Here is a 20,981-nt window from a genome sequence, read left to right on the forward strand (position 1 = left end):
CGGCTTATGCCCTCGTCGCTGCGTAACACGATGGGGGTTTGGCTGCATGCCCATTGCTTTTCGCCCGATAACCGGGCTCGGGGGCGGGGTGGCGAGCGCAGTTAGCGGGCTAAACGCAGTCGGGGCCCGAGTGGGGCGGGGAAGGGGCGGAGTGGGTGGGCGGGGTGGGTGGGTGGGGACGGCAAAGGGCCCCCCAGACCGGGGGTCGGGCGGGCCCTTTGGGGTGGAGCGGGCGGAGAAGGGACTCAGACGGTGGTGGCGGAGCCACCGGCCGCGGCGAGCTTCTCCTTGGCGGAAGCCGAGAAGGCGTCCGCGGTGACGTCCAGCTTGACGCCGTTGACGTCGCCGTTGCCGAGAACCTTCACGAGCTTGCCCTTGCGGACGAGACCGTTGGCAACCAGTTCGTCGGTGCCGACCGACCCACCGTCCGGGAAGACGCGGGCGATGTCGCCCACGTTCACCGGCTGGTACTCGGTGCGGAACCGGTTCTTGAAGCCACGCAGCTTCGGCAGCCGCATGTGGATGGGCATCTGCCCACCCTCGAACCCGGCGGGCACGTTCTTCCGGGCCTTGGTGCCCTTGGTGCCGCGGCCCGCCGTCTTGCCCTTCGAGCCTTCACCACGGCCGACGCGGATCTTGTCGGTCTTCGCGCCCGGGGCCGGACGCAGGTGGTGGATCTTGATGGCCGTCATGCCTTGACCTCCTCGACCTCCACCAGGTGGCGGACGGTGTGGATGAGGCCGCGCACCTCGGGAGTGTCTTCACGCACGACGCTCTGGCGGATCTTGCGCAGCCCGAGGGTGCGCAGCGACTCGCGGTGAGCGTGCTTCGTGCCGATCTTGCTCTTGACCTGGGTGACCTTGACCTGAGCCATCTCAGACCCCCTGACCCGCACGCTGACGCAGCATCCGGGCCGGGGCGACGTCCTCGAGCGGCAGGCCACGGCGGGCCGCCACCTCTTCGGGACGCTGCAGGCCCTTGAGGGCCGCCACGGTCGCGTGCACGATGTTGATCGCGTTGTCGGAGCCGAGCGACTTCGACAGCACGTCGTGGACACCCGCGCACTCCAGCACCGCGCGCACCGGGCCACCGGCGATGACGCCGGTACCGGCGGACGCCGGGCGGAGCAGCACGACACCGGCGGCTTCTTCACCCTGCACCGGGTGCGGGATGGTGCCGGCGACGCGCGGAACCTTGAAGAAGTTCTTCTTCGCCTCTTCGACGCCCTTGGCGATGGCCGCGGGAACTTCCTTGGCCTTGCCGTAGCCGACGCCGACCTGACCGTCGCCGTCACCGACGACCACCAGGGCGGTGAAGCTGAAGCGACGACCGCCCTTGACGACCTTGGCGACGCGGTTGATCGTCACGACCTTCTCGAGGTGCGGGGTCTTGTCCTGGGCCGCCCCGCCACGGCCGCTGTCGCGCCGGTCCCGGCGGTCGCGACGGTCACCGCGGTCGTTGCCGCCCTGCCCGCCGGGTCCGCCCTGGCCGCCGCCGAATTGCCGTGTACGTCCCGGCATCAGGCTTTCCTTCCATTCTTCAAGAGGTACTCCTGCGCCGCCATCAGAACTCCAACCCCGCTTCGCGAGCGGCGTCGGCGAGCGCGGCGATGCGGCCGTGGTAGGCGTTGCCGCCACGGTCGAACACCACGGCCGAGATCCCGGCGTCCTTGGCACGCGCGGCGACCAGCTGGCCGACCTTGGCGGCTTTGGCCTTCTTGTCGCCGTCGACCGCGCGGACGTCGGCCTCGATGCTCGACGCCGCGGCCAGCGTGTGGCCGGCGAGGTCGTCGATCAACTGGACCGCGATGTGCCGCGAGGATCGCTTGACGACCAGGCGCGGACGCGCGGTCGTGCCGGAGACCTTCTTGCGGAGCCGGAAGTGACGGCGGGCCTTCGCAACGCGGCGGCGGGTCGAGATGTCCTTGCCCACCGGCTTGCGCTTCGTAGTCGTGTCGCTCATGATCACTTACCCGTCTTTCCGACCTTGCGGCGGATCTTCTCACCCTCGTACCGCAGGCCCTTGCCCTTGTACGGGTCCGGGCGCCGCAGCTTGCGGATGACCGCAGCCGTCTGGCCGACCTTCTGCTTGTCGATGCCGGAGACCGAGAACCGGGTGGGGCTCTCCACCTTGAAGGTGATGCCTTCCGGGGCCTCGATCTTGACCGGGTGCGAGAAGCCGAGGGCGAACTCGAGGTCCGAGCCCTTGGCCTGCACGCGGTAACCGACGCCGTGGATCTCGAGCTTCTTCTCGTAGCCCTGGGTCACGCCCACCACGAGGTTGTTCACCAGCGTGCGGGTGAGACCGTGCAGGGCCCGGCTCGTGCGCTCGTCGTTCGGACGCTTCACCTGCAGCGTGCCGTCCTCACCGCGCTCGACGGTGATCGGCTCGATGACGGTGTGCTCCAGGGTGCCCTTGGGCCCCTTGACCTTGATGTGCTGACCCTCGATGGTCACCTCGACCCCGGAAGGGACGGCGACCGGCAGCTTTCCGATACGTGACATGCCTAGTACCCCCTTCCTTACCAGACGTAGGCGAGGACTTCGCCGCCCACGCTGTTGCGCTTGGCCTGCCGGTCGGTCTGCAGCCCACCGGACGTCGAGATGATCGCGACGCCGAGGCCACCGAGAACGGACGGCAGTTCGGTCGATTTTGCGTAGACCCGCAGACCCGGCTTGGACACGCGCCGGAGACCGGCGATGCTGCGCTCACGGTTGGGGCCGTACTTGAGCTCGACGACGAGGTTCTTGTGCTTCTCGCCCGGCTCGTCGCGGTAACCCGCGATGTAACCCTCACGCTTGAGGATCTCGGCGATGTTCGCCTTCAGCTTCGAGTGCGGGAGCACGACCTCGTCGTGGTAGGCCGCGTTCGCGTTACGCAGACGAGTCAAGAAGTCTGCGATGGGGTCGGTCATCGTCATGGTGACCTGTCAACCTTTCTCGCCTGGTTCCCCGCCGCCGGTGTCCGAAATGGACACCGGGAGCGGGGCCTGTGGCGAAGTGGAATTTGTTTCGAGCTCTTACCAGCTGGACTTGCGGATGCCGGGCAGCTCGCCCGCGTGTGCCATCTCGCGAAGGCAGATCCGGCAGAGCCCGAACTTCCGGAACACCGAGTGCGGCCGACCGCACCGCTGGCAGCGGGTGTAGGCGCGCACCGCGAACTTGGGCTTCTTCGCGGCCTTGTGGACCAGTGCTTTCTTGGCCATCGGCTCAGTTCTCCTTGAACGGGAAGCCGAGCTTGCGCAGCAGCGCCCGGCCCTCGTCGTCGGTGGTGGCGGTGGTGACGACGGTGACGTCCATCCCGCGGGGACGGTCGATCGCGTCGGGGTCGATCTCGTGGAACATCGACTGCTCGTTGAGACCGAAGGTGTAGTTGCCGTTGCCGTCGAACTGCTTGGCCGAAAGTCCGCGGAAGTCGCGGATACGCGGCAGCGCGATGTTCAGCAGCCGGTCGAGGAACTCCCACATCCGGTCGCCGCGCAGCGTGACGCGCGCGCCGATCGGCTGACCCTCACGCAGCTTGAACTGCGCGATGGACTTGCGGGCCTTGCGGACCTCCGGCTTCTGGCCGGTGATCGCGGAAAGGTCGCGGATGGCACCCTCGATCAGCTTGCTGTCGCGGGCCGCGTCGCCGACACCCATGTTCACGACGACCTTCACGACGCCGGGAACCAGGTGCACGTTCGGGATGGAGAACTCCTGCTGGAGCTGCCCCTTGATCTCGTCGCGGTACCGCGTCTTCAGACGCGGCTCGATCTTCTCTGCGGTGGTCATCAGATGTCCTTACCGTTCCGGCGCGAGATCCGGACCTTCTTGCCGTCCTCGCCGATGCGGTAACCCACCCGGGCCGGCTTGCCGTCGGAGTCGACGACCATCACGTTCGACACGTGGATGGGCGCCTCCTGGGTGACGATGCCACCGGACTGCGCGCCGCGCTGGGTCTGGGTGATCCGCGTGTGCTTCTTGATCCGGTTCACGCCCTCGACCAGCACCCGCTGACGCTCCGGGTAGGCCTGGATGACCTTGCCCTTGGCGCCCTTGTCCTTGCCGGAGATGACGACAACCGTGTCGCCCTTCTTCACCTTCACTTACAACACCTCCGGCGCGAGCGAAATGATCTTCATGAACTTTCGGTCGCGCAGCTCGCGGCCCACCGGGCCGAAGATGCGGGTGCCCCGGGGCTCGTTGTCGTTCTTGATGAGCACGGCGGCGTTCTCGTCGAACCGGATGTAGGAGCCGTCCGGACGACGACGCTCCTTGACCGTGCGGACGATGACGGCCTTGACGACGTCGCCCTTCTTCACCCCGGCGGCCGGGATGGCGTCCTTCACGGTGGCGACGATGATGTCGCCGATGCCGGCGTAGCGCCGCCCGGAGCCACCGAGAACCCGGATGCAGAGGATTTCCTTCGCACCCGTGTTATCGGCTACCCGAAGCCGCGACTCCTGCTGGATCACGTCAACTCCTGTATGTCGCGCTGGTTCTGGGGGCTGCCCAGCCTTGCGGAACTAAGGACTCGAAAGAGCCCTGCTTACTTGGCCTTCTCCACGATCTGCACCAGGCGCCAGCGCTTCGTCGCCGACAGCGGGCGGGTCTCCATCAGGGTGACCCGGTCACCGACACCCGCCTCGTTGTTCTCGTCGTGCACCTTCACCTTGGTGGTGCTGCGGAGAACCTTCGAGTAACGGGGGTGCTTCTTGCGGTCCTCGAGCTCGACCACGATCGTCTTGTTCATCTTGTCCGAGACGACGTAGCCCTCACGGACCTTGCGGTCGTTACGGGGCGCCTTCTCGGTGGTGGGCTCGCTCATGCGGCACCTTCACTCTCGGCGTCAGGGGCAACGGACAGGCCGAGTTCACGCTCGCGCATGACCGTGTAGATGCGGGCGATGCCACCCCGGACCGAACGCAACCGGCGGTTGTTGTCGAGCTGCCCGGTCGCCATCTGGAAGCGGAGGTTGAACAGCTCCTCCTTGTATTCCTTCAGACGCAGGACGAGCTCTTCCGCGGTGAGCTCACGAAGCTCTGATGCCTCAGCGGCTCCGGCCTTCGCCATCAGAACTCACCACCTTCACGGGTCACGATGCGGCACTTCATGGGCAGCTTGTGGATCGCGCGACGCAGCGCTTCGCGCGCCGTCTCCTCGTTCGGGAAGCTGATCTCGAACATGACACGGCCGGGCTTCACGTTGGCGATCCACCACTCGGGCGAACCCTTACCGGAACCCATCCGGGTCTCGGCAGGCTTCTTGGTCAGCGGGCGGTCCGGGTAGATGGTCGTCCACACCTTGCCGCCACGCTTGATGTGACGGGTCATGGCGATACGAGCGGACTCGATCTGCCGGTTCGTCACGTAGCTGTGCTCAAGCGCCTGGATGCCGTACTCGCCGAAGTTGACCTTCGTGCCGCCCTTCGCGGCGCCGTGGCGCTTCGGGGAGTGCTGCTTCCGGTGCTTGACCCTGCGCGGGATGAGCACGTCTCAGCCCTCCGTCTTTTCTGCGGTCTCCGCCGGGGCCGCCTCGGCGGCGGGAGCGGTGCCCGCGTCGGTCTTCGCGGCAGCGGCCGCGCGGCCGGCTTCGGTCGAGGTGGCCGTCGTGCCCGAGGCGCCGGAGCGGCGCGGGCGGGACGGACGGTCACCGCGGTCACGGCGCGGGGCACGCTCGGCGGCCGCGGCGGCGTCACGCGCCTCCTTGGCCTTCAGCCCGCCCACAAGCTCGCCCTTGTAGATCCACACCTTGACGCCGATGCGGCCGAAGGTCGTCTTGGCCTCGAAGAAGCCGTAGTCGATGTCGGCGCGCAGCGTGTGCAGCGGGACCCGGCCGTCGCGGTAGTGCTCGGAGCGGGACATCTCGGCACCGCCGAGACGGCCACCGCACTGCACGCGGATGCCCTTGACCTGCGGCGAGCGCATCGAGGTCTGGATCGCCTTCCGCATCGCGCGGCGGAACGCCACACGGTTGGACAGCTGCTCCGCGACACCCTGCGCGACGAGCTGGGCGTCGGCCTCGGGGTTCTTGACCTCGAGAATGTTCAGCTGGACCTGCTTCTTGGTCAGCTTCTCCAGCGCGCCGCGGATCCGGTCGGCCTCCGCGCCGCGGCGGCCGATGACGATGCCCGGCCGGGCGGTGTGGATGTCGACGCGGACACGGTCACGGGTGCGCTCGATCTCGACCTTGGAGATGCCGGCGCGCTCCATGCCCGTCGAGAGCAGCCGGCGGATCTTGACGTCCTCGGCCACGTACTCGGCGTACTGCTTGTCGGCGTACCAGCGCGACTTCCAGTCCGTGGTGATACCCAGGCGGAAACCGTGCGGGTTGATCTTCTGGCCCACTACCGGCCACCTGCCTTCTTCTTGCTCTTCGCCTTCTCCGCCGGACGGGACTCCACCACAACGGTGATGTGGCTGGTCCGCTTACGGATCCGGTAGGCACGCCCCTGGGCCCGCGGCCGGATGCGCTTGAGGGTCGGGCCCTCGTCGGCGGTCGCGGACTTGATCCAGAGGGTCTCCGGGTCGAGGTCGAGGTTGTTCTCGGCGTTGGCCGCCGCGCTGGCGATCACCTTGGCGAGCGGGGTGCTGGCCGCCTGCGGCGCGAACCGGAGCACGGCCAGGGCCTCGCTGACGCTACGACCCTTGATGAGCTCGATCACCCGGCGCACCTTGGTCGGTGAGTCCCGGACGAAGCGAGCCCGCGCGTACGCCGTAGGCAGTTCAGCCTCGACGGTCGCGTCGTTCTGGGCGTTCATCGCTACTTCCCTTATCTGTCTTCGTGCCCGCTCAGCGGCGGCGCGACTTGCGGTCGTCCTTGATGTGGCCCTTGAAGGTCCGCGTCGGGGCGAACTCGCCCAGCTTGTGACCCACCATCGCCTCGGTGACGAACACCGGGACGTGCTTGCGGCCGTCGTGCACCGCGAACGTGTGTCCCAGGAAATCCGGGATGATCGTGGAGCGGCGCGACCAGGTCTTGATCACGGTCTTCTTGCCCGACTCGTTGAGCGCGTCCACCTTCTTGAGCAGGTGGTCGTCCACGAAGGGGCCTTTCTTAAGGCTGCGTGGCATGTTCTTCTACCTCCCTGCTCAGCGCTTCTTGCCGGTACGCCGGCGGCGGACGATGAGGGCGTCGCTCGGCTTGCGCCTGCGCGTACGGCCCTCGGGCTTACCGTTCGGGTTGACCGGGTGGCGACCACCGGAGGTCTTGCCCTCACCACCACCGTGCGGGTGGTCGACCGGGTTCATGACGACACCACGGACGGTCGGGCGCTTGCCGCGCCAGCGGTTGCGGCCCGCCTTGCCCCAGTTGATGTTGGCGTGCTCGGAGTTGCCCACCTCGCCGACGGTCGCGCGGTTGCGCACGTCGACGTTGCGGATCTCGCCCGAGGGAAGCCGCAGCTGGGCGTAGGGGCCGTCCTTGGCGACGAGCTGCACGCGCGCACCGGCGGACCGCGCCATCTTCGCGCCGCCACCGGGGCGGAGCTCGATCGCGTGGATCACGGTGCCGACCGGGATGTTGCGCAGCGGCAGGTTGTTGCCCGGCTTGATGTCGGCGCGGGGGCCGTTCTCGACGGTGTCGCCCTGCTTCAGCTTCTCCGGCGCGATGATGTAGCGCTTCTCGCCGTCGGCGTAGTGCAGCAGCGCGATGCGAGCGGACCGGTTGGGGTCGTACTCGATGTGCGCGACCTTGGCGGGGACGCCGTCCTTGTCGTGCCTGCGGAAGTCGATCACGCGGTAGGCACGCTTGTGCCCGCCGCCCTTGTGCCGGGTGGTGATCTTGCCCGAGGAGTTGCGGCCACCGCTCTTGCTCAGCGGACGCAGCAGCGACTTCTCCGGCGTCGTCCGGGTGATCTCGGCGAAGTCGGAGACGCTCGAACCGCGACGACCCGGGGTCGTCGGCTTGTACTTGCGGATGCCCATTGTCAGCTCAGTCCTTTACGCGGTGGGTCCGCCGAAGATCTCGATCGCCTTGCTCTCGGGCGAAAGAGTCACGATGGCGCGCTTGGTGTCCTTGCGCTTGCCGAAGCCGGCGCGAGTCCGCTTCCGCTTGCCCTGGCGGTTGGCCGTGTTGACGCTGACCACCTTGACGCCGAACACCTTCTCGACCGCGATCTTGATCTGGGTCTTGTTGGCATCCGGGCGGACGATGAACGTGTACTTGTGCTCCTCGAGCAGCCCGTAGGACTTCTCGGAGATCACCGGCGCGAGCAGGATGTCGCGGGGGTCCGGAATGGCGACCGAACTCACTTCTCGTCACTCCCTTCCGTGACCTCGCCCGACCGCGCGGAGGCCTTGACGGCCTTGCCACGGACGGGGCCTGCGACGAACGCGTCGTACGCGGCCTTGGTGAACACGACGTCGTCGTTGACCAGCACGTCGTAGGTGTTGAGCTGGTCGGCCCAGATCAGGTGGACCTGCTCCAGGTTCCGCAGGGAGACCCAGCTGAGCTCGTCGTCCCGGTGCAGCACCACGAGCACGCGCTTCGCCTGCGTCACCGCGGCGATGGCGGTCTTGGCGGCCTTGGTCGACGGCTTCTCGCCGGTGACCAGCTCGGTGATGACGTGCAGCTGGCCGGCGCGCGCCCGGTCGGAGAGGGCGCCACGCAGGGCGGCGGCCTTCATCTTCTTCGGGGTGCGCTGGGTGTAGTCGCGCGGCGTGGGGCCGTGCACGACGCCACCGCCGGTGAACTGCGGCGCGCGGGTCGAACCCTGGCGGGCACGGCCGGTGCCCTTCTGCCGGTACGGCTTCTTGCCGCCACCGGAGACCTCACCACGGGTCTTCGTGTCGTGCGTGCCCTGGCGCGCGGCGGCCAGCTGGGCCACCACGACCTGGTGCATCAGCGGCACGTTGGCCTGCACGTCGAAGATCTCCGCGGGGAGCTCGACGGTGCCGTCGGCTTTACCGGCCGGGGTCTTCAGCTCGACGTTCGTCATTCGGGGTTACCACCCTTCGCGGCGCTGCGCACGAACAGCAGGCCGCCCTTGGGACCGGGCACCGCGCCCTTGATCAGCAGCAGGCCGTCCTCGGCACGCACGGCGTGCACGGTCAGGTTCTGCGTGGTGACCCGGTCGTTGCCCATCCGGCCCGCCATGCGCAGGCCCTTGAAAACGCGGCCAGGCGTGGCGCAGCCGCCGATGGAGCCCGGCGCGCGGTGCTTGGCCTGGTTACCGTGGCTGGCGCCCTGGCCCTTGAAGCCGTGACGCTTCATGACACCGGCGTAGCCCTTGCCCTTGCTGGTACCGGTCACGTCGACCTCGGTGCCCGCGGCGAACACCTCGGCGGTGATCTCCTGGCCCACCTCGTAGGTGTCGGCGTCGGTGGTCCGCAGCTCGGCGAGGAACCGGCGCGGGGTCACACCCGCCTTGTCGAAGTGGCCGGTGCGCGGCTTGTTGACCCGGCGCGGGTCGACGGCGCCGAACGCCAGCTGCACGGCCGCGTAGCCGTCCTTGTCCTGGGTACGAACCTGGGTCACCACGTTCGGCCCGGCCTTGACGACGGTCACCGGGACGACCCGGTTCTGCTCGTCGAAGACCTGGGTCATGCCGAGCTTGGTGCCCAGGATGCCCTTCATTTGCCTGTCAGACATGAGTCTCTTATCTCCGCCGCTCGCCCAACGCTTACTGGATGTTGACGTCGACGCTCGCCGGCAGGTCGATGCGCATGAGCGCGTCGACCGTCTTCGGCGTCGGGTCGAGGATGTCGATCAGACGCTTGTGCGTGCGCATCTCGAAGTGCTCGCGCGAGTCCTTGTACTTGTGCGGCGAGCGGATGACGCAGTAAACGTTCTTCTCGGTGGGCAGCGGCACCGGCCCGACAACACGGGCGCCGGTGCGCGTGACCGTCTCCACGATCTTGCGCGCCGAGGTGTCGATCGCCTCGTGGTCGTAGGCCTTGAGCCGGATGCGGATCTTCTGTCCCGCCATGGTGGCTGCTCGTTCCTTGTCGTCTCGTGCCGCTATCTCACAAACCTGGCCCCGGTGTTCCCACCCGAGCCGGGTTTTCGCAGTTCAACGGCCCTGTCCCCGGTCCACGCGGTCGGGCGTGTCGTGCCCGCCGCACAGACGGATCCCGTGGGATCGTCGTCTTGCCTGGTCTTCCTCAACGTGAGGGGGTCGCTCGAGGGCGTTCGCACACCATCGGCGTCCCTTGCCCGCTACCCTCACCCGAAGGAAGAGCTCCACGGACCGTGGCCACTCGCACCAGGGCGGCCGGAACCCCTGTCAGTCGAACCAACAGTGGGATTCGGCCGCCCTAGGACGAGCAACCTGAATAGTGTCGCACACGTGATTTGACGCCCCTGACCCGGGGGTGTATTGGCCCGGGTCAGGGGGCCGAATCACTTGTTGATCTTGGTGACCTGGCCGGCGCCGACGGTACGGCCACCCTCACGGATGGCGAACCGCAGGCCCTCGTCCATCGCGACCGGCTGGATCAGCTGGACCGAGATGTCCGTGTTGTCGCCCGGCATGACCATCTCGGTGCCCTCGGGGAGGGTCACGACGCCGGTCACGTCCGTGGTACGGAAGTAGAACTGCGGGCGGTAGTTGTTGAAGAACGGCGTGTGCCGGCCGCCCTCGTCCTTGGACAGGATGTAGACCCGGCCCTCGAACTCGGTGTGCGGGGTGGTGGTGCCCGGCTTCACGACGACCTGGCCGCGCTCGACGTCCTCGCGCTTGATACCGCGGAGCAGGAGGCCGACGTTGTCGCCCGCCTGGCCCGAGTCGAGCAGCTTGCGGAACATCTCGACACCGGTGACGGTGGTCTTGGTCGACTTCTCGCGGATACCCACGATCTCGACCTCTTCGTTGACGTTGACCTGGCCGCGCTCCACACGACCGGTCACGACGGTGCCGCGGCCGGTGATGGTGAAGACGTCCTCGATCGGCATCAGGAACGGCTTGTCGAGCTCACGCACCGGGTCCGGCACGTTGTCGTCGACGGCGGTCATCAGCTCGAGAACGGCCTCGGCCCACTTCTCGTCGCCCTCGAGAGCCTTCAGGCCCGAGACGCGCACGACCGGCGCGTCGTCGCCGGGGAACTCCTGCGAGGACAGCAGCTCACGGACCTCCAGCTCGACGAGCTCGAGGATCTCCTCGTCGTCGACCATGTCGGCCTTGTTCAGCGCGACCACGATGTAGGGCACGCCGACCTGGCGGGCGAGCAGCACGTGCTCACGGGTCTGCGGCATCGGGCCGTCGGTCGCGGCGACCACCAGGATCGCGCCGTCCATCTGGGCGGCACCGGTGATCATGTTCTTGATGTAGTCCGCGTGACCGGGGGCGTCGACGTGCGCGTAGTGACGCTTCTCGGTCTGGTACTCGACGTGCGAGATGTTGATCGTGATGCCGCGCTGCTTCTCTTCGGGCGCGTTGTCGATCTGGTCGAACGCACGCGACTCGTTCAGCTCGGGGTACTTGTCGTGCAGAACCTTGGTGATCGCCGCGGTCAGAGTGGTCTTACCGTGGTCGACGTGACCAATGGTCCCGATGTTGACGTGCGGCTTGCTCCGCTCGAACTTCGCCTTCGCCACTGGAATGTCCTCCTGGACTGATTTCGCTTTGTGCTCACCGGCCGGCGTGGCTGCCGGCCAGTGATTGTTTCTCGTCGGTGCTGCGGACGTTCAGGAGTGTTCCTTATGCCCGCGGGCGATGAGGGACTACTCCCCCGTCGCCTTCGCGATGATTTCCTTCGCGACGTTCGCGGGAACCTCGGCGTAGGAGTCGAACACCATGGAGTAGTTCGCCCGGCCCTGGGTCCGCGACCGGAGGTCGCCGACGTAACCGAACATCTCCGACAGCGGAACCAGTGCCTTCACGACACGGGTACCCGACCGCTCCTCCATGGCCTGGATCTGACCACGGCGGGAGTTGAGGTCACCGATGACGTCACCCATGTAGTCCTCGGGCGTGGTGACCTCGACCGCCATCATCGGCTCCAGAATCACCGGGCCGGCCTTCTTCGCGGCTTCCTTCATCGCCATGGAACCGGCGATCTTGAACGCCATCTCCGAAGAGTCGACCTCGTGGTACGCACCGTCCAGCAAGGTGAACTTCAACCCGACGAGCGGGTAGCCCGCGAGCACGCCGTACTGCATGGCGTCCTGCGCACCGGCGTCCACCGACGGGATGTACTCCCGCGGCACGCGGCCACCGGTGACCTTGTTGTCGAACTCGTAGAGTGCACCGTCGGTGCGCTCGAGCGGCTCCAGCTTCACGATCACCTTCGCGAACTGGCCGGAACCACCGGTCTGCTTCTTGTGGACGTAGTCGAGCTTGTCCACGGTCCTCTTGATGGTCTCGCGGTAGGCCACCTGCGGCTTACCGATGTTCGCCTCGACCTTGTAGTCGGACTTCATCCGGTTGACCAGCACCTCGAGGTGCAGCTCGCCCATGCCCGCGATGATCGTCTGGCCGGTCTCCTCGTCCAGCTTCACCTGGAACGTGGGGTCCTCTTCGGCCAGCTTCTGGATCGCCAGGGAGAGCTTCTCCTGGTCCGCCTTGGTCTTCGGCTCGATCGCGACCCGGATGACCGGCTCGGGGAACGTCATCGACTCGAGGACGATCGGGTTCTGCGGGTCGGCCAGGGTGTCACCGGTGGTGGTGTCCTTCAGGCCGATGACCGCGTAGATGTGACCGACCTGGGCGTCGTCGACCGGGTTCTCCTTGTTGGAGTGCATCTGGAAGATCTTCCCGATGCGCTCCTTGCGCTCCTTGGTCGCGTTGACGACCTGGGCACCGGAGGCGACCCTGCCGGAGTAGACCCGGATGTAGGTCAGCTTGCCGAAGAACGGGTGCGCGGCGATCTTGAACGCCAGCGCCGCGAACGGCTCGTTCACCGACGCCTCGCGGGTGGCCACGGTCTCGCCGTCGGGCAGCAGGCCCTCGACGGCCGGGACGTCCAGCGGCGACGGGAGGTAGTCGATGACCGCGTCGAGCATGGGCTGCACGCCCTTGTTCTTGAACGCGGAACCGGCCAGCACCGGGAACGCCTCGCGGGTGATCACCAGCTTGCGGATGCCGGACTTGATCTCGGCCTCGGTCAGTTCCTCGCCCTCGAGGAACTTCTCCATCAGCGCGTCGTCGGTCTCGGCGACGGTCTCGACCAGCTTCTCGCGGTACTCGGCGGCCTTGTCGGCGAGCTCGGCCGGGATGTCCTCGACCGCGTAGTCCTCGCCCTTCTGCACCTCGCCGCGCCAGACCAGGGCCTTCATCCGGACCAGGTCGATGACGCCCTCGAAGTCGTTCTCCGCGCCGATCGGCAGCTGGATGGCCAGCGGCCGGACGCCGAGGCGCTCCTCGATGGTCTTCAGGGTGTAGTAGAAGTCCGCACCCAGCTTGTCCATCTTGTTGACGAAGCAGATGCGCGGAACCTCGTACTTGTCCGCCTGACGCCAGACCTGCTCGGACTGCGGTTCGACACCTTCCTTGCCGTCGAAGACGGCGACCGCGCCGTCGAGCACCCGCAGGTTGCGCTCCACCTCGACGGTGAAGTCGACGTGCCCGGGGGTGTCGATCAGGTTGATCTGGTGGTCGTCCCAGTAGGTGGTGGTGGCAGCCGAGGTGATGGTGATACCCCGCTTCTGCTCCTCCTCCATCCAGTCCATGGTGGCGGCGCCGTCGTGGACTTCGCCGATCTTGTAGTTGATCCCGGTGTAGAACAGGATCCGCTCGGTGGTGGTCGTCTTACCGGCGTCGATGTGGGCCATGATGCCGATGTTGCGGACCTTGTTCAGGTCGGTCAGCACTTCACGTGCCACGAGAATGTTCCCCTGTCTCAAGCGTGGGGCCCGGCAAGGCTTCCATCGATTGCCGGGCGGTCATCACCAGCGGTAGTGCGCGAAGGCCCGGTTGGACTCGGCCATCTTGTGCGTGTCCTCGCGACGCTTCACGCTGGCACCGAGGCCGTTGGAGGCGTCGAGGAGCTCGTTCTGCAGGCGCTCGATCATGGTCTTCTCACGGCGAGCCTGCGAGAACGACACCAGCCAGCGCAGCGCGAGGGTGGTGGAGCGGCCGGGCTTGACCTCGATCGGCACCTGGTAGGTGGCGCCACCGACGCGGCGGCTCTTCACCTCGATGGTGGGCTTCACGTTGTCGAGCGCGCGCTTCAGCGTGACGACCGGGTCGGTGCCGGTCTTCTCGCGGGCGCCTTCCAGCGCGCCGTAGACGATGCGCTCGGCGAGGGACCGCTTGCCGTCCTTCAGCACCTTGTTCACCAGCTGGGTGACCAGCGGCGAGGCATAGACGGGGTCGGAGATCAGCGGCCGCTTCGGCGCCGGACCCTTGCGAGGCATTAGCTCTTCTCCTTCTTCGCGCCGTACCGGCTGCGCGCCTGCTTGCGGTTCTTCACACCCTGGGTGTCGAGCGAACCGCGGATGATCTTGTAGCGAACGCCGGGGAGGTCCTTCACACGACCACCGCGCACGAGCACCATCGAGTGCTCCTGCAGGTTGTGGCCCTCACCGGGGATGTAGGCGGTGACCTCGATGCCGCTGGTCAGCTTCACACGCGCGACCTTGCGCAGCGCCGAGTTCGGCTTCTTCGGGGTCGTGGTGTACACGCGAGTGCACACGCCACGCCGCTGCGGGCTCCCCTTGAGGGCCGCGGTCTTCTGCTTGGCAGCCTTGTCCTGGCGGCCCTTGCGGACCAGCTGCTGGATCGTGGGCAATGGACCAGCTTTCTGTCGCGATCTTGCTTACTTCGTGTCTTCACCGGCCCCCGCGGTCGGGCGTGTCGGCCCGCGTCACGGTCTGTCGACCGGTAACTTCCCGGGAGGGATTTTCCGTCGGACCCCGTCCTGCCGGAGCGGGCGACCGGATGCGACACGCGCACCGGTCATGCCGAACGGCACACGGAGCGGCCCGACGCCTGCCGGGCACGGTCTCCAAAGATACCCGGCCGCTTCTCGGGTGGCCGAGGCGGGGGGTCTGAACGGGCAGGAAGCGTCATCGTACCCGTTGTGCACCTCGGTGTGGCGTTGTTCCACACCGTGCGCCGTGCTTCAGTCCTCGTCCGGCTTCGCGTGGTCCGGCCTGCCCGGGTGCGGATCCCGGGAAAGGTCGACCAGCGGGTGCACGCCCGCGCCCTCCGGCGCCGCGTGCCGCCCCCTGCGCTCCTCGGCGGGTTCCGTCTCGGCGGTCCACCCCGCTGTTTCCATAACGCTGTCCTCCTGCTCGCGATTCCCCTTGCCGCCGGGGAACCTACCCATTCCCCGAACGGGTGACGCAGGGGGATCCATTCCCGCATTCGGCACGTCCAAGCCCGCGAACGGGTCACCATGACTTACGTCACGCGGAGCAGCACGGGAGGGGAAGGCATGTCGGCGGAGTTCGATCAGCTGGTCGCCGAGTTCGAACGGTTCCAGTCGAAGATCAGGAACGTGGACGACCGGCTGGCCGGGATCGAGGGGATGCGGGCCGAGCTGAGCGCGCTGGAAGCCACCGTGACCTCCCCCGACCGGGCGGTGACGGTGGTGGCGGGGCCCGGCGGCGCGGTGCTCGACGTCCGGTTCACCGAGGAGGCACTCCGGCAGTCGCCACAGGCGCTGTCCACCGCGCTGATGTCGACGCTGCGCGAGGCCGTGGCCGAGTCGGCCCGGCGGCAGGCGAGCATCGTCGAAGAACACATGGGCGACGACCTCGGCCTCACCGATCAGGTGCTCGAGAGCCAGGCCGAACTGTTCGGCACCAGCGTCGAGGAAATGCGGTCCCGGATGGCGGCGGAGACCGCGGCGGCGCCCGCACCACCGGACGACTTCTCCGAGCAGTCGTTCGTGCGGCGCGCGGAGGAACCGCCGCCCGCGGCCCCGCCCAGTGGTGGTTCCGAGGGCGACACCTTCCTGCGCAAGCTGTTCGACGAGGAGGACCACTGATGCCCGACGGAGCCACCCCCGGCACGGGGTACCAGGTCCAGGTCGACGCGCTGCACAAATACGTCGGCTCGCTGGGGAACTACAAGGACCAGACCGGGAAGATCACCGACATGGTCGGCAACGCCGACGTCGGCGACAAGTCGTGGGGCGTGGTCGGGCTGTTCACCAAGCACGGCTACACCGAGACCCTGCACGAGCTGCGGGACCTGCTGCGCTCGATGAGCGAGGGACTGGCCTCGGCGCAGGCGAAGTTCACCGACGCGGCGAACGTGTACCAGGGCACCGAAGACGACCACAAGGCGGTGTTCGGGCAGATCGAGACGCTGCTGGACGGCCCGCGCGGCGAGAAGCACTGAGAGGGACGTCATGGCAGAAGTCGAGGACGTCGCGGGAAAGATCTCGATCAAGTCCGACGATCCGAACACGGTCGCGGGCATCAACGTCGACAACGCGGTCAAGGCCACCCCGTTCCTCGGGCAGGCCGTCACGGTGGGCAAGGACGCCGGCGCGGTGTTCAAGGCCTTCGGCGCTCCGCACCCCGACGGCGCGGACATCACGCTCGGGCTCACCACGATCGCGACCGACACGACCGGGTTCATCCAGTCGAGCTCGCAGGCCATCGTGGACATCGCGACCGACCCGCTGGGCTGGCTGATCGGCCAGGGGCTCAACTTCCTGATCAGCGCGGTGCAGCCGATCCAGGACGCGATCCACTTCGTCAGCGGCGACGGCCCGGCGCTGGGCATCGCCGCGGAGAACTTCGGCGCGATCGCGAAGGGCCTCCAGGACCTGGCGAAGAACTTCGCCGAGGTCGCCGAGTCCTCGCTCGCGCAGTGGCAGGGCGATGCCGCGACGGCGGCGAAGACGTCGCTCGGCGAGTTCGCGCACGGGGTGGACGGGGTGGCGGCCAAATCCGGCGACCTCGCGCAGATGCTGCAGCTCAGCAGCATGTTGATGACGTTCGTCGAGGAGCTGATCAAGGCCATCCTGACCGAGCTGATCACCTGGCTGGTCATGATCTGGGTCCCGGCGATCGCCGCCGCGATCCCGACCGCGGGCGCGTCGACCGCGGCGGCGGGGACGGCGTCGGAGGTCAAGCTGGCCACCACGTCGGCGAAGACGACGCAGAAGGTGAGCAAGCTGCGCAAGATCCTCCAGGACGTCCTGGAGTGGCTCAAGAAGCTCATGGCGAAGCTGAAGGAAACGCGGTTTGGCAAGGCGCTGATGGAGGGCAAGACCGCGGGCAAGCTCAAGGAAGCCAAGGAGCTGACCAAGGGCCAGGGCGCCATGGAGAAGCTCTTCGGCGAGAAGGGCATGCTCGGCAAGCGTTTCGAGAAGGCGTGGGAGAACCCCGTCCTGAACGAGGACGGCGCCATCCGTTACACGCCGTCGCTCCTGAAGAACGGTGCGAAGGAAACGCTGAAGAAGGGCCGCGAAGCCGCGTTCAAGGGTGTGCTCGGCTACGACCCGACGAATCCCGGGGAGAATCCGGCGAAGACGGTCAACGACCACCTCGGCAAGCTGAACAGTCACGTGAAGAACGCCAAGAAGACGAGTGACTACGGTGAGACCGGTACCGAGCAGTCGGACGAAGAGACCAAGAAGGATCTGGACTTCTGACCATGACGGCCGACCTCGCCGGGGTGTTCGAGAGCCCCGTGCTGAACAACGTCCTGGCCGGGGCGTCGATCGCCGCGGTGCTGGCGGTGCTCGCCGTGATCATGCTGGACCGCAACCGAGGCGCCCGCAAGGCCGCCGTGGAGCACTGGTTCCGCGCCTTCGCGGCCGAGCACGGCGGGACCTTCCACAGTGGACAGAGCGGGGACACGGCGGTGCCCTCGTTCGGCGTGCGGCATCCGGGCGGGCGGCCGCTCGGCGAGTCGAGCGGGCATCCGTGGGTCGAGTTCCGCCATCGCGACCGCGCGGTGATCGGCGCCGATGGCCGCGAGCTCTACCGCGCGCTGTCGGATCACATCGAGAGCCGGGATCAGCACTACGTCCAGGTCTCGGTACCGCCATCGCCACTGCTGTGCGTCGGGAAGGTGCTCCCTGCGGAGATCCGTGACCGGTCGACGCGGTTCAAGACCATGGACAAGGCCTTCGACGCGGCGTACGTCGTGTACACGAGTGATGTGGCCGTAGCGGACGAAGTCCTCGACGCGGAGCTGCGCGCGTGGCTGCTTCGCTCTTTGGGTGAGCGGTCATTCGCGGTCGAAGGCGGCTCGCTGCGCACCTGGGGCGTCGGCCAGCTGAGCAGGCCAACGCTGATCGCCGAGGCGGACTTCCTCCTCGGCCTCGCCGACCACCTGCCCGCCCGGCTGTGGCGGGCCGCCTGAGTGGAGACGAACCGTGATCGCGCTGTGGCTCATGCTCGGCATCGTCGTGATCGTCCTCATCGGACTGGTCGTGGCCCTCGTGAGCCGTAAGAAGGGCCGGGACGACCTGCGCGCGTTCGCGACGTCGCAGGGCGGGCGGTGGCACGACTCCAGCAGCGGCACCCGTCCCGGTTTCGGGGTCCGGCCGGACGAGCGGTACACGTTCGCGCTCGAGTTCGGCCGCCAGGGCGTGCCGGTGGTGGCGTTCCAGGGCGTGGACACCGTCGGCGGCGACACGACGGTGTGGCACAAGGTGCGCGTCGGCGCGCCGATGACGCCGAGGCTGTGCCTGTACAAGATCGGGCCCGTCGACCGGCCCGATTCGCCGATGCACCAAATGATGCTCCGCACGTACATCCCCGCCTCGGTGAGCCGCGAGCTGGCCGAGTGGCCGGTGCCGGATCCCGCGCTGCGGCCGCTGATCGCCGTTTACACGGCCGATCCACGCTTCGCCGACACCGTGCTCACGCCGGCGTTCCTGCACTGGTACACGGGCGCCGTGCCGCCGCTGTCACCGGGGATCGACGTCGGCGACGGGGTGGCGTCGAGCCGGATCACCGGGCCGATGTCGATCGCATCGGTCACCCAGGTCACCGACCGGCTCCTCGCCGTGGCCCACGGGATCGCGCGCTGACGCCTACGATTCGTCCATGGCGCGTCGGCGGGCGAGCACACCGCGGGAGTGGGTTGCGAAGCACAACGCCGCGTTGTACGTCGCGGGCGACGGCCGCGCGCCGACGTTCGGCTATTTCCCCAACGCGCGGCAGCGGACGACGTTCGCCCATCTGACGCCCCAGGCCGCGCCGTACGAATACGCCGTCGAGTTGCGGCTGGGTGAGCACGCGGTACTGGCGTTCGAGTACCGGACTTCGGAGGATGCCGCCGGGATCGGGTACATGGTGCAGGTCTGGACTCCCCCGGTGCCCGCGCTGAGCTTCGATACGACGTTGAAGAGCATGCTGACGTCGATCAAGGGGCAGCCGACGGCGTTCCAGTCGGCCGGGACGGTGCCGATCGGGCATCCGGCGTTCGACGCGCGGTTCACGGTGTACTGCGAGCATCCGGACTTCGCGCGGGGCGTGCTCACGCCGCCGGTGCTGGAGCGGCTGCTCGCGGATTCGCGGACGCCGGCGCAGTTCGGGCTGCTCAACTCCGTCGCGCTGGTTTCGGGGCCGCGAGCGCTTTCGCTGGACGACGTGCCCTCGTTGGCCGGGTTCCTCGTCGACTTCGTGCGGACGTTGCCGGGCTACACGTGGCAGTACCGGCGCTGAAAACCGCTGGACGGGCGGGTCAGGATGGCCGGGTGAGTGAACGCTGGACCATCGCCCCGTCGGCCGTCGACCATCCGGACGCCGTCGCGGTGCTGCGGGAATACATGACCGACATCGCGTCCCGGTATTACGGGCGGCCCGCGACGACCGCGGAGGTCGACATCGCGCTGGCCGAAGACCCCACCGACGACCTCGCGCCGCCGACCGGTGCGCTGCTGCTGGCCCGCGCCGAGGACGGCGCCGTGCTGGGCTGCATCGGCGTCCGGCTGGTGGAGCCGGCCGTCGCCGAGTTGAAGCGGGTGTACGTCCGTGCGTCCGGCCGGGGGCAGGGCGGCGGCGTGCGGCTGGTCGGCGCCGCCGAGGAGGTCGCCAGTGACTTGGGCGCGACGCTGATCCGGCTCGACACCCGCGACGACCTCGTCGAGGCCCGCGCGCTCTACACCCGCTGCGGCTACGCCGAAGTCGCCCCGTTCAACTCCGACAAGTACGCCGAGCACTGGTTCGCGAAACCCCTCCCCACCAGGGACCCGACGCGCAGTTAGCGGGCTAAACGCAGTCGGCCCGGCCGCTGACCTGCGCCCGGCGCACGCCGCGTTTAGCGGGCTAAACGCGGTCGCCGCCCGACCCTCCCGCCCGGCGGCCAGCTCTCGTCGCCTGCCGCGTCCGCGCCTCCGCTGCACGGCGCCGGGTGCTCTCGCCGCCCGCTGCCTGTCGCCTCCGGGCCTCCCGCCGCGCCGCGCCAGGGCCTCGCCGAGCGCGGTTTTGCCCCGAAAACCGCGCGGGGGGCCGGGTGGGCGGGGGGGGGGTGGGCGGGGGGGCGGTGGGGCAGTTTGGGGGGGGAAAACCGGGGGAGCGGGGCTCAGCCGAGGCGGCCGGCGCAGGTGGCGACCTCACCGGGGGCGGAGTTCTGCGAGGTCACGACCGTGCCGCGGACGGCGATCCGGCACTCGACGGGGCCCTCGGCCTGGCCCATCAGCTGGACGGTCGGCGGCGTGCCGGCGTGCTTCCAGGTCAGTTCCTTCCGCCACGGCAGTGGCACCGCGAGTTCCTGGTGCACGAGCCCGAGGCCGTTCTCGTCGTAGACGACGGTCGCGGTCCCGCTGCCCGCCAGCTCGTAGGTGATGCGCCAGTCGTCCGGCACCGGCGTCGAAGTCACCGTCCGGGTGACCGACTGGGGTGTCGGGGCACTCGACGACACCGGCGCGGACGGCGACGGTTCGCCGACCACGGCGACGGCCTCCGCCGGTGGCGGCTCATCACCGCCGCCGAGCAGGATCACCCCGGCCGCACCGGCCGCGACGACGACCGCGGCGACGCCGAGGCGCAGGAACACTTGCTTGTCCACCATCGGAATCTCCTCGACGGCTCGTGCCGTGGGGGGGGGGGCCCGCCGCGCAGCGCGGAGACCGGCGGGGGGCGCCGACGGGACCCGCCCACCCGGGGCCCGGCGGTGTGTGTGGGAGGGTCGGCCGGCGCGAGCTC

General features: G+C 68.2%; 34 protein-coding genes. 7 read left to right on the forward strand and 27 right to left on the reverse strand.

Features of this window, described 5'->3' with window-relative positions; translation table 11 throughout:
• Window positions 1-245 precede the first annotated feature (245 nt).
• The 26 genes from rplO to ACFWY9_RS40760 form a co-directional block, all read right to left on the reverse strand.
• Window positions 246-692: a 50S ribosomal protein L15 gene (rplO, locus tag ACFWY9_RS40635; RefSeq protein WP_378323439.1), complete on the reverse strand. Its 447-nt coding sequence runs from the start codon at window positions 690-692 to the stop codon at window positions 246-248.
• Window positions 689-874 (reverse strand): 50S ribosomal protein L30, encoded by a 186-nt coding sequence (gene rpmD / locus ACFWY9_RS40640; protein ID WP_345396687.1) that lies wholly within the window; start codon window positions 872-874, stop codon window positions 689-691. The genes rplO and rpmD overlap by 4 nt, the downstream gene beginning before the upstream one ends.
• Window position 875: 1 nt before the next feature.
• Window positions 876-1,520: a 30S ribosomal protein S5 gene (rpsE, locus tag ACFWY9_RS40645; protein WP_378323440.1), complete on the reverse strand. Its 645-nt coding sequence runs from the start codon at window positions 1,518-1,520 to the stop codon at window positions 876-878.
• 43 nt (window positions 1,521-1,563) lie between these two features.
• On the reverse strand, window positions 1,564-1,962 hold the full coding sequence (rplR, locus tag ACFWY9_RS40650) for a 50S ribosomal protein L18 (protein WP_378341394.1): 399 nt from the start codon (window positions 1,960-1,962) through the stop codon (window positions 1,564-1,566).
• A 2-nt stretch (window positions 1,963-1,964) separates the two neighbouring features.
• A complete protein-coding gene (gene rplF, locus ACFWY9_RS40655) occupies window positions 1,965-2,504 on the reverse strand; it encodes a 50S ribosomal protein L6 (RefSeq protein WP_378323443.1) in 540 nt (179 codons plus the stop codon).
• Between the two features lie 17 nt (window positions 2,505-2,521).
• On the reverse strand, window positions 2,522-2,920 hold the full coding sequence (rpsH, locus tag ACFWY9_RS40660; RefSeq protein ID WP_378323444.1) for a 30S ribosomal protein S8: 399 nt from the start codon (window positions 2,918-2,920) through the stop codon (window positions 2,522-2,524).
• Between the two features lie 99 nt (window positions 2,921-3,019).
• On the reverse strand, window positions 3,020-3,205 hold the full coding sequence (locus tag ACFWY9_RS40665) for a type Z 30S ribosomal protein S14 (RefSeq protein ID WP_345396672.1): 186 nt from the start codon (window positions 3,203-3,205) through the stop codon (window positions 3,020-3,022).
• Between the two features lie 4 nt (window positions 3,206-3,209).
• Complete coding sequence (rplE, locus tag ACFWY9_RS40670) at window positions 3,210-3,773, reverse strand: 50S ribosomal protein L5 (protein WP_378323445.1); 564 nt, start codon at window positions 3,771-3,773, stop codon at window positions 3,210-3,212.
• Complete coding sequence (rplX, locus tag ACFWY9_RS40675; RefSeq protein WP_378323446.1) at window positions 3,773-4,087, reverse strand: 50S ribosomal protein L24; 315 nt, start codon at window positions 4,085-4,087, stop codon at window positions 3,773-3,775. Before rplX ends, rplE begins: the two co-directional genes overlap by 1 nt.
• On the reverse strand, window positions 4,088-4,456 hold the full coding sequence (gene rplN, locus ACFWY9_RS40680) for a 50S ribosomal protein L14 (protein WP_004558867.1): 369 nt from the start codon (window positions 4,454-4,456) through the stop codon (window positions 4,088-4,090).
• Window positions 4,457-4,530: 74 nt separating this feature from the next.
• Window positions 4,531-4,809, reverse strand: coding sequence for a 30S ribosomal protein S17 (gene rpsQ / locus ACFWY9_RS40685; protein ID WP_378323447.1), 279 nt, complete (start codon window positions 4,807-4,809; stop codon window positions 4,531-4,533).
• On the reverse strand, window positions 4,806-5,054 hold the full coding sequence (rpmC, locus tag ACFWY9_RS40690) for a 50S ribosomal protein L29 (RefSeq protein WP_345396659.1): 249 nt from the start codon (window positions 5,052-5,054) through the stop codon (window positions 4,806-4,808). The genes rpsQ and rpmC overlap by 4 nt, the downstream gene beginning before the upstream one ends.
• Window positions 5,054-5,473: a 50S ribosomal protein L16 gene (gene rplP / locus ACFWY9_RS40695; protein WP_005166782.1), complete on the reverse strand. Its 420-nt coding sequence runs from the start codon at window positions 5,471-5,473 to the stop codon at window positions 5,054-5,056. Before rplP ends, rpmC begins: the two co-directional genes overlap by 1 nt.
• Window positions 5,474-5,476: 3 nt before the next feature.
• Complete coding sequence (gene rpsC / locus ACFWY9_RS40700) at window positions 5,477-6,328, reverse strand: 30S ribosomal protein S3 (RefSeq protein ID WP_345396654.1); 852 nt, start codon at window positions 6,326-6,328, stop codon at window positions 5,477-5,479.
• Complete coding sequence (gene rplV / locus ACFWY9_RS40705) at window positions 6,328-6,741, reverse strand: 50S ribosomal protein L22 (RefSeq protein ID WP_378323448.1); 414 nt, start codon at window positions 6,739-6,741, stop codon at window positions 6,328-6,330. Before rplV ends, rpsC begins: the two co-directional genes overlap by 1 nt.
• A gap of 31 nt (window positions 6,742-6,772) precedes the next feature.
• On the reverse strand, window positions 6,773-7,054 hold the full coding sequence (rpsS, locus tag ACFWY9_RS40710) for a 30S ribosomal protein S19 (protein ID WP_378323449.1): 282 nt from the start codon (window positions 7,052-7,054) through the stop codon (window positions 6,773-6,775).
• Between the two features lie 18 nt (window positions 7,055-7,072).
• Window positions 7,073-7,906 carry a 50S ribosomal protein L2 gene (gene rplB, locus ACFWY9_RS40715; RefSeq protein ID WP_378323450.1) on the reverse strand — a complete coding sequence of 278 codons (834 nt, stop codon included), beginning with the start codon at window positions 7,904-7,906 and terminating at the stop codon, window positions 7,073-7,075.
• A gap of 15 nt (window positions 7,907-7,921) precedes the next feature.
• Entirely contained in the window at window positions 7,922-8,233 is a 312-nt protein-coding gene (rplW, locus tag ACFWY9_RS40720) for a 50S ribosomal protein L23 (protein WP_345396642.1), read from the reverse strand.
• Window positions 8,230-8,919, reverse strand: coding sequence for a 50S ribosomal protein L4 (gene rplD, locus ACFWY9_RS40725; RefSeq protein ID WP_378323451.1), 690 nt, complete (start codon window positions 8,917-8,919; stop codon window positions 8,230-8,232). Before rplD ends, rplW begins: the two co-directional genes overlap by 4 nt.
• Window positions 8,916-9,572 carry a 50S ribosomal protein L3 gene (gene rplC, locus ACFWY9_RS40730; protein ID WP_378323452.1) on the reverse strand — a complete coding sequence of 219 codons (657 nt, stop codon included), beginning with the start codon at window positions 9,570-9,572 and terminating at the stop codon, window positions 8,916-8,918. Before rplC ends, rplD begins: the two co-directional genes overlap by 4 nt.
• A gap of 31 nt (window positions 9,573-9,603) precedes the next feature.
• Window positions 9,604-9,909: a 30S ribosomal protein S10 gene (rpsJ, locus tag ACFWY9_RS40735; RefSeq protein ID WP_003102098.1), complete on the reverse strand. Its 306-nt coding sequence runs from the start codon at window positions 9,907-9,909 to the stop codon at window positions 9,604-9,606.
• 413 nt (window positions 9,910-10,322) lie between these two features.
• Window positions 10,323-11,516 (reverse strand): elongation factor Tu, encoded by a 1,194-nt coding sequence (gene tuf, locus ACFWY9_RS40740; protein ID WP_378323453.1) that lies wholly within the window; start codon window positions 11,514-11,516, stop codon window positions 10,323-10,325.
• Window positions 11,517-11,642: 126 nt separating this feature from the next.
• The gene (gene fusA, locus ACFWY9_RS40745; protein WP_378341395.1) at window positions 11,643-13,742 is read right to left on the reverse strand and encodes an elongation factor G; all 2,100 of its coding nucleotides are present in this window, start codon (window positions 13,740-13,742) and stop codon (window positions 11,643-11,645) included.
• A 63-nt stretch (window positions 13,743-13,805) separates the two neighbouring features.
• Window positions 13,806-14,276 (reverse strand): 30S ribosomal protein S7, encoded by a 471-nt coding sequence (rpsG, locus tag ACFWY9_RS40750; protein ID WP_003102106.1) that lies wholly within the window; start codon window positions 14,274-14,276, stop codon window positions 13,806-13,808.
• Window positions 14,276-14,650, reverse strand: coding sequence for a 30S ribosomal protein S12 (rpsL, locus tag ACFWY9_RS40755; RefSeq protein ID WP_003102113.1), 375 nt, complete (start codon window positions 14,648-14,650; stop codon window positions 14,276-14,278). Before rpsL ends, rpsG begins: the two co-directional genes overlap by 1 nt.
• A gap of 333 nt (window positions 14,651-14,983) precedes the next feature.
• Window positions 14,984-15,139: a hypothetical protein gene (locus ACFWY9_RS40760; RefSeq protein ID WP_378323455.1), complete on the reverse strand. Its 156-nt coding sequence runs from the start codon at window positions 15,137-15,139 to the stop codon at window positions 14,984-14,986.
• A gap of 159 nt (window positions 15,140-15,298) precedes the next feature.
• Between ACFWY9_RS40760 and ACFWY9_RS40765 the strand changes: the two genes are divergently transcribed.
• The 7 genes from ACFWY9_RS40765 to ACFWY9_RS40795 are packed head-to-tail and all read left to right on the forward strand — an operon-like array spanning window position 15,299 to window position 20,041.
• Window positions 15,299-15,853 carry a YbaB/EbfC family nucleoid-associated protein gene (locus ACFWY9_RS40765; RefSeq protein WP_378341396.1) on the forward strand — a complete coding sequence of 185 codons (555 nt, stop codon included), beginning with the start codon at window positions 15,299-15,301 and terminating at the stop codon, window positions 15,851-15,853.
• Window positions 15,853-16,209 carry an ESX-1 secretion-associated protein gene (locus ACFWY9_RS40770; protein ID WP_378341397.1) on the forward strand — a complete coding sequence of 119 codons (357 nt, stop codon included), beginning with the start codon at window positions 15,853-15,855 and terminating at the stop codon, window positions 16,207-16,209. Before ACFWY9_RS40765 ends, ACFWY9_RS40770 begins: the two co-directional genes overlap by 1 nt.
• Before the next feature lie 10 nt (window positions 16,210-16,219).
• Window positions 16,220-17,473 (forward strand): WXG100 family type VII secretion target, encoded by a 1,254-nt coding sequence (locus ACFWY9_RS40775; protein ID WP_378341398.1) that lies wholly within the window; start codon window positions 16,220-16,222, stop codon window positions 17,471-17,473.
• Between the two features lie 2 nt (window positions 17,474-17,475).
• Window positions 17,476-18,189 carry a hypothetical protein gene (locus ACFWY9_RS40780; RefSeq protein ID WP_378341399.1) on the forward strand — a complete coding sequence of 238 codons (714 nt, stop codon included), beginning with the start codon at window positions 17,476-17,478 and terminating at the stop codon, window positions 18,187-18,189.
• 13 nt (window positions 18,190-18,202) lie between these two features.
• Entirely contained in the window at window positions 18,203-18,862 is a 660-nt protein-coding gene (locus ACFWY9_RS40785; RefSeq protein ID WP_378341400.1) for a hypothetical protein, read from the forward strand.
• Window positions 18,863-18,878: 16 nt separating this feature from the next.
• The gene (locus ACFWY9_RS40790) at window positions 18,879-19,499 is read left to right on the forward strand and encodes a hypothetical protein (protein WP_378323461.1); all 621 of its coding nucleotides are present in this window, start codon (window positions 18,879-18,881) and stop codon (window positions 19,497-19,499) included.
• A gap of 32 nt (window positions 19,500-19,531) precedes the next feature.
• Entirely contained in the window at window positions 19,532-20,041 is a 510-nt protein-coding gene (locus ACFWY9_RS40795) for a GNAT family N-acetyltransferase (protein WP_378341401.1), read from the forward strand.
• A 317-nt stretch (window positions 20,042-20,358) separates the two neighbouring features.
• Here ACFWY9_RS40795 and ACFWY9_RS40800 read toward each other — a convergent pair whose 3' ends face one another.
• Window positions 20,359-20,847, reverse strand: a complete 489-nt coding sequence (locus tag ACFWY9_RS40800) for a hypothetical protein (protein WP_378341402.1) — start codon at window positions 20,845-20,847, stop codon at window positions 20,359-20,361.
• Between the last annotated feature and the right edge of the window lie 134 nt (window positions 20,848-20,981).

The sequence above is a fragment of the Amycolatopsis sp. NPDC059027 genome (assembly GCF_042739735.1).
Classification (GTDB): domain Bacteria; phylum Actinomycetota; class Actinomycetes; order Mycobacteriales; family Pseudonocardiaceae; genus Amycolatopsis.

Bases quoted from the DNA above. Each gene is read 5' to 3' on its own strand.
- rplO (WP_378323439.1), bottom strand. From the start codon at position 692: ATGACGGCCATCAAGATCCACCACCTGCGTCCGGCCCCGGGCGCGAAG.
- rpmD (WP_345396687.1), bottom strand. From the start codon at position 874: ATGGCTCAGGTCAAGGTCACCCAGGTCAAGAGCAAGATCGGCACGAAG.
- rpsE (WP_378323440.1), bottom strand. From the start codon at position 1,520: ATGCCGGGACGTACACGGCAATTCGGCGGCGGCCAGGGCGGACCCGGC.
- rplR (WP_378341394.1), bottom strand. From the start codon at position 1,962: ATGAGCGACACGACTACGAAGCGCAAGCCGGTGGGCAAGGACATCTCG.
- rplF (WP_378323443.1), bottom strand. From the start codon at position 2,504: ATGTCACGTATCGGAAAGCTGCCGGTCGCCGTCCCTTCCGGGGTCGAG.
- rpsH (WP_378323444.1), bottom strand. From the start codon at position 2,920: ATGACGATGACCGACCCCATCGCAGACTTCTTGACTCGTCTGCGTAAC.
- ACFWY9_RS40665 (WP_345396672.1), bottom strand. From the start codon at position 3,205: ATGGCCAAGAAAGCACTGGTCCACAAGGCCGCGAAGAAGCCCAAGTTC.
- rplE (WP_378323445.1), bottom strand. From the start codon at position 3,773: ATGACCACCGCAGAGAAGATCGAGCCGCGTCTGAAGACGCGGTACCGC.
- rpsQ (WP_378323447.1), bottom strand. From the start codon at position 4,809: ATGAGCGAGCCCACCACCGAGAAGGCGCCCCGTAACGACCGCAAGGTC.
- rpmC (WP_345396659.1), bottom strand. From the start codon at position 5,054: ATGGCGAAGGCCGGAGCCGCTGAGGCATCAGAGCTTCGTGAGCTCACC.
- rplV (WP_378323448.1), bottom strand. From the start codon at position 6,741: ATGAACGCCCAGAACGACGCGACCGTCGAGGCTGAACTGCCTACGGCG.
- rpsS (WP_378323449.1), bottom strand. From the start codon at position 7,054: ATGCCACGCAGCCTTAAGAAAGGCCCCTTCGTGGACGACCACCTGCTC.
- rplB (WP_378323450.1), bottom strand. From the start codon at position 7,906: ATGGGCATCCGCAAGTACAAGCCGACGACCCCGGGTCGTCGCGGTTCG.
- rplD (WP_378323451.1), bottom strand. From the start codon at position 8,919: ATGACGAACGTCGAGCTGAAGACCCCGGCCGGTAAAGCCGACGGCACC.
- rplC (WP_378323452.1), bottom strand. From the start codon at position 9,572: ATGTCTGACAGGCAAATGAAGGGCATCCTGGGCACCAAGCTCGGCATG.
- rpsJ (WP_003102098.1), bottom strand. From the start codon at position 9,909: ATGGCGGGACAGAAGATCCGCATCCGGCTCAAGGCCTACGACCACGAG.
- rpsG (WP_003102106.1), bottom strand. From the start codon at position 14,276: ATGCCTCGCAAGGGTCCGGCGCCGAAGCGGCCGCTGATCTCCGACCCC.
- ACFWY9_RS40760 (WP_378323455.1), bottom strand. From the start codon at position 15,139: ATGGAAACAGCGGGGTGGACCGCCGAGACGGAACCCGCCGAGGAGCGC.
- ACFWY9_RS40765 (WP_378341396.1), top strand. From the start codon at position 15,299: ATGTCGGCGGAGTTCGATCAGCTGGTCGCCGAGTTCGAACGGTTCCAG.
- ACFWY9_RS40770 (WP_378341397.1), top strand. From the start codon at position 15,853: ATGCCCGACGGAGCCACCCCCGGCACGGGGTACCAGGTCCAGGTCGAC.
- ACFWY9_RS40775 (WP_378341398.1), top strand. From the start codon at position 16,220: ATGGCAGAAGTCGAGGACGTCGCGGGAAAGATCTCGATCAAGTCCGAC.
- ACFWY9_RS40780 (WP_378341399.1), top strand. From the start codon at position 17,476: ATGACGGCCGACCTCGCCGGGGTGTTCGAGAGCCCCGTGCTGAACAAC.
- ACFWY9_RS40790 (WP_378323461.1), top strand. From the start codon at position 18,879: ATGGCGCGTCGGCGGGCGAGCACACCGCGGGAGTGGGTTGCGAAGCAC.
- ACFWY9_RS40800 (WP_378341402.1), bottom strand. From the start codon at position 20,847: ATGGTGGACAAGCAAGTGTTCCTGCGCCTCGGCGTCGCCGCGGTCGTC.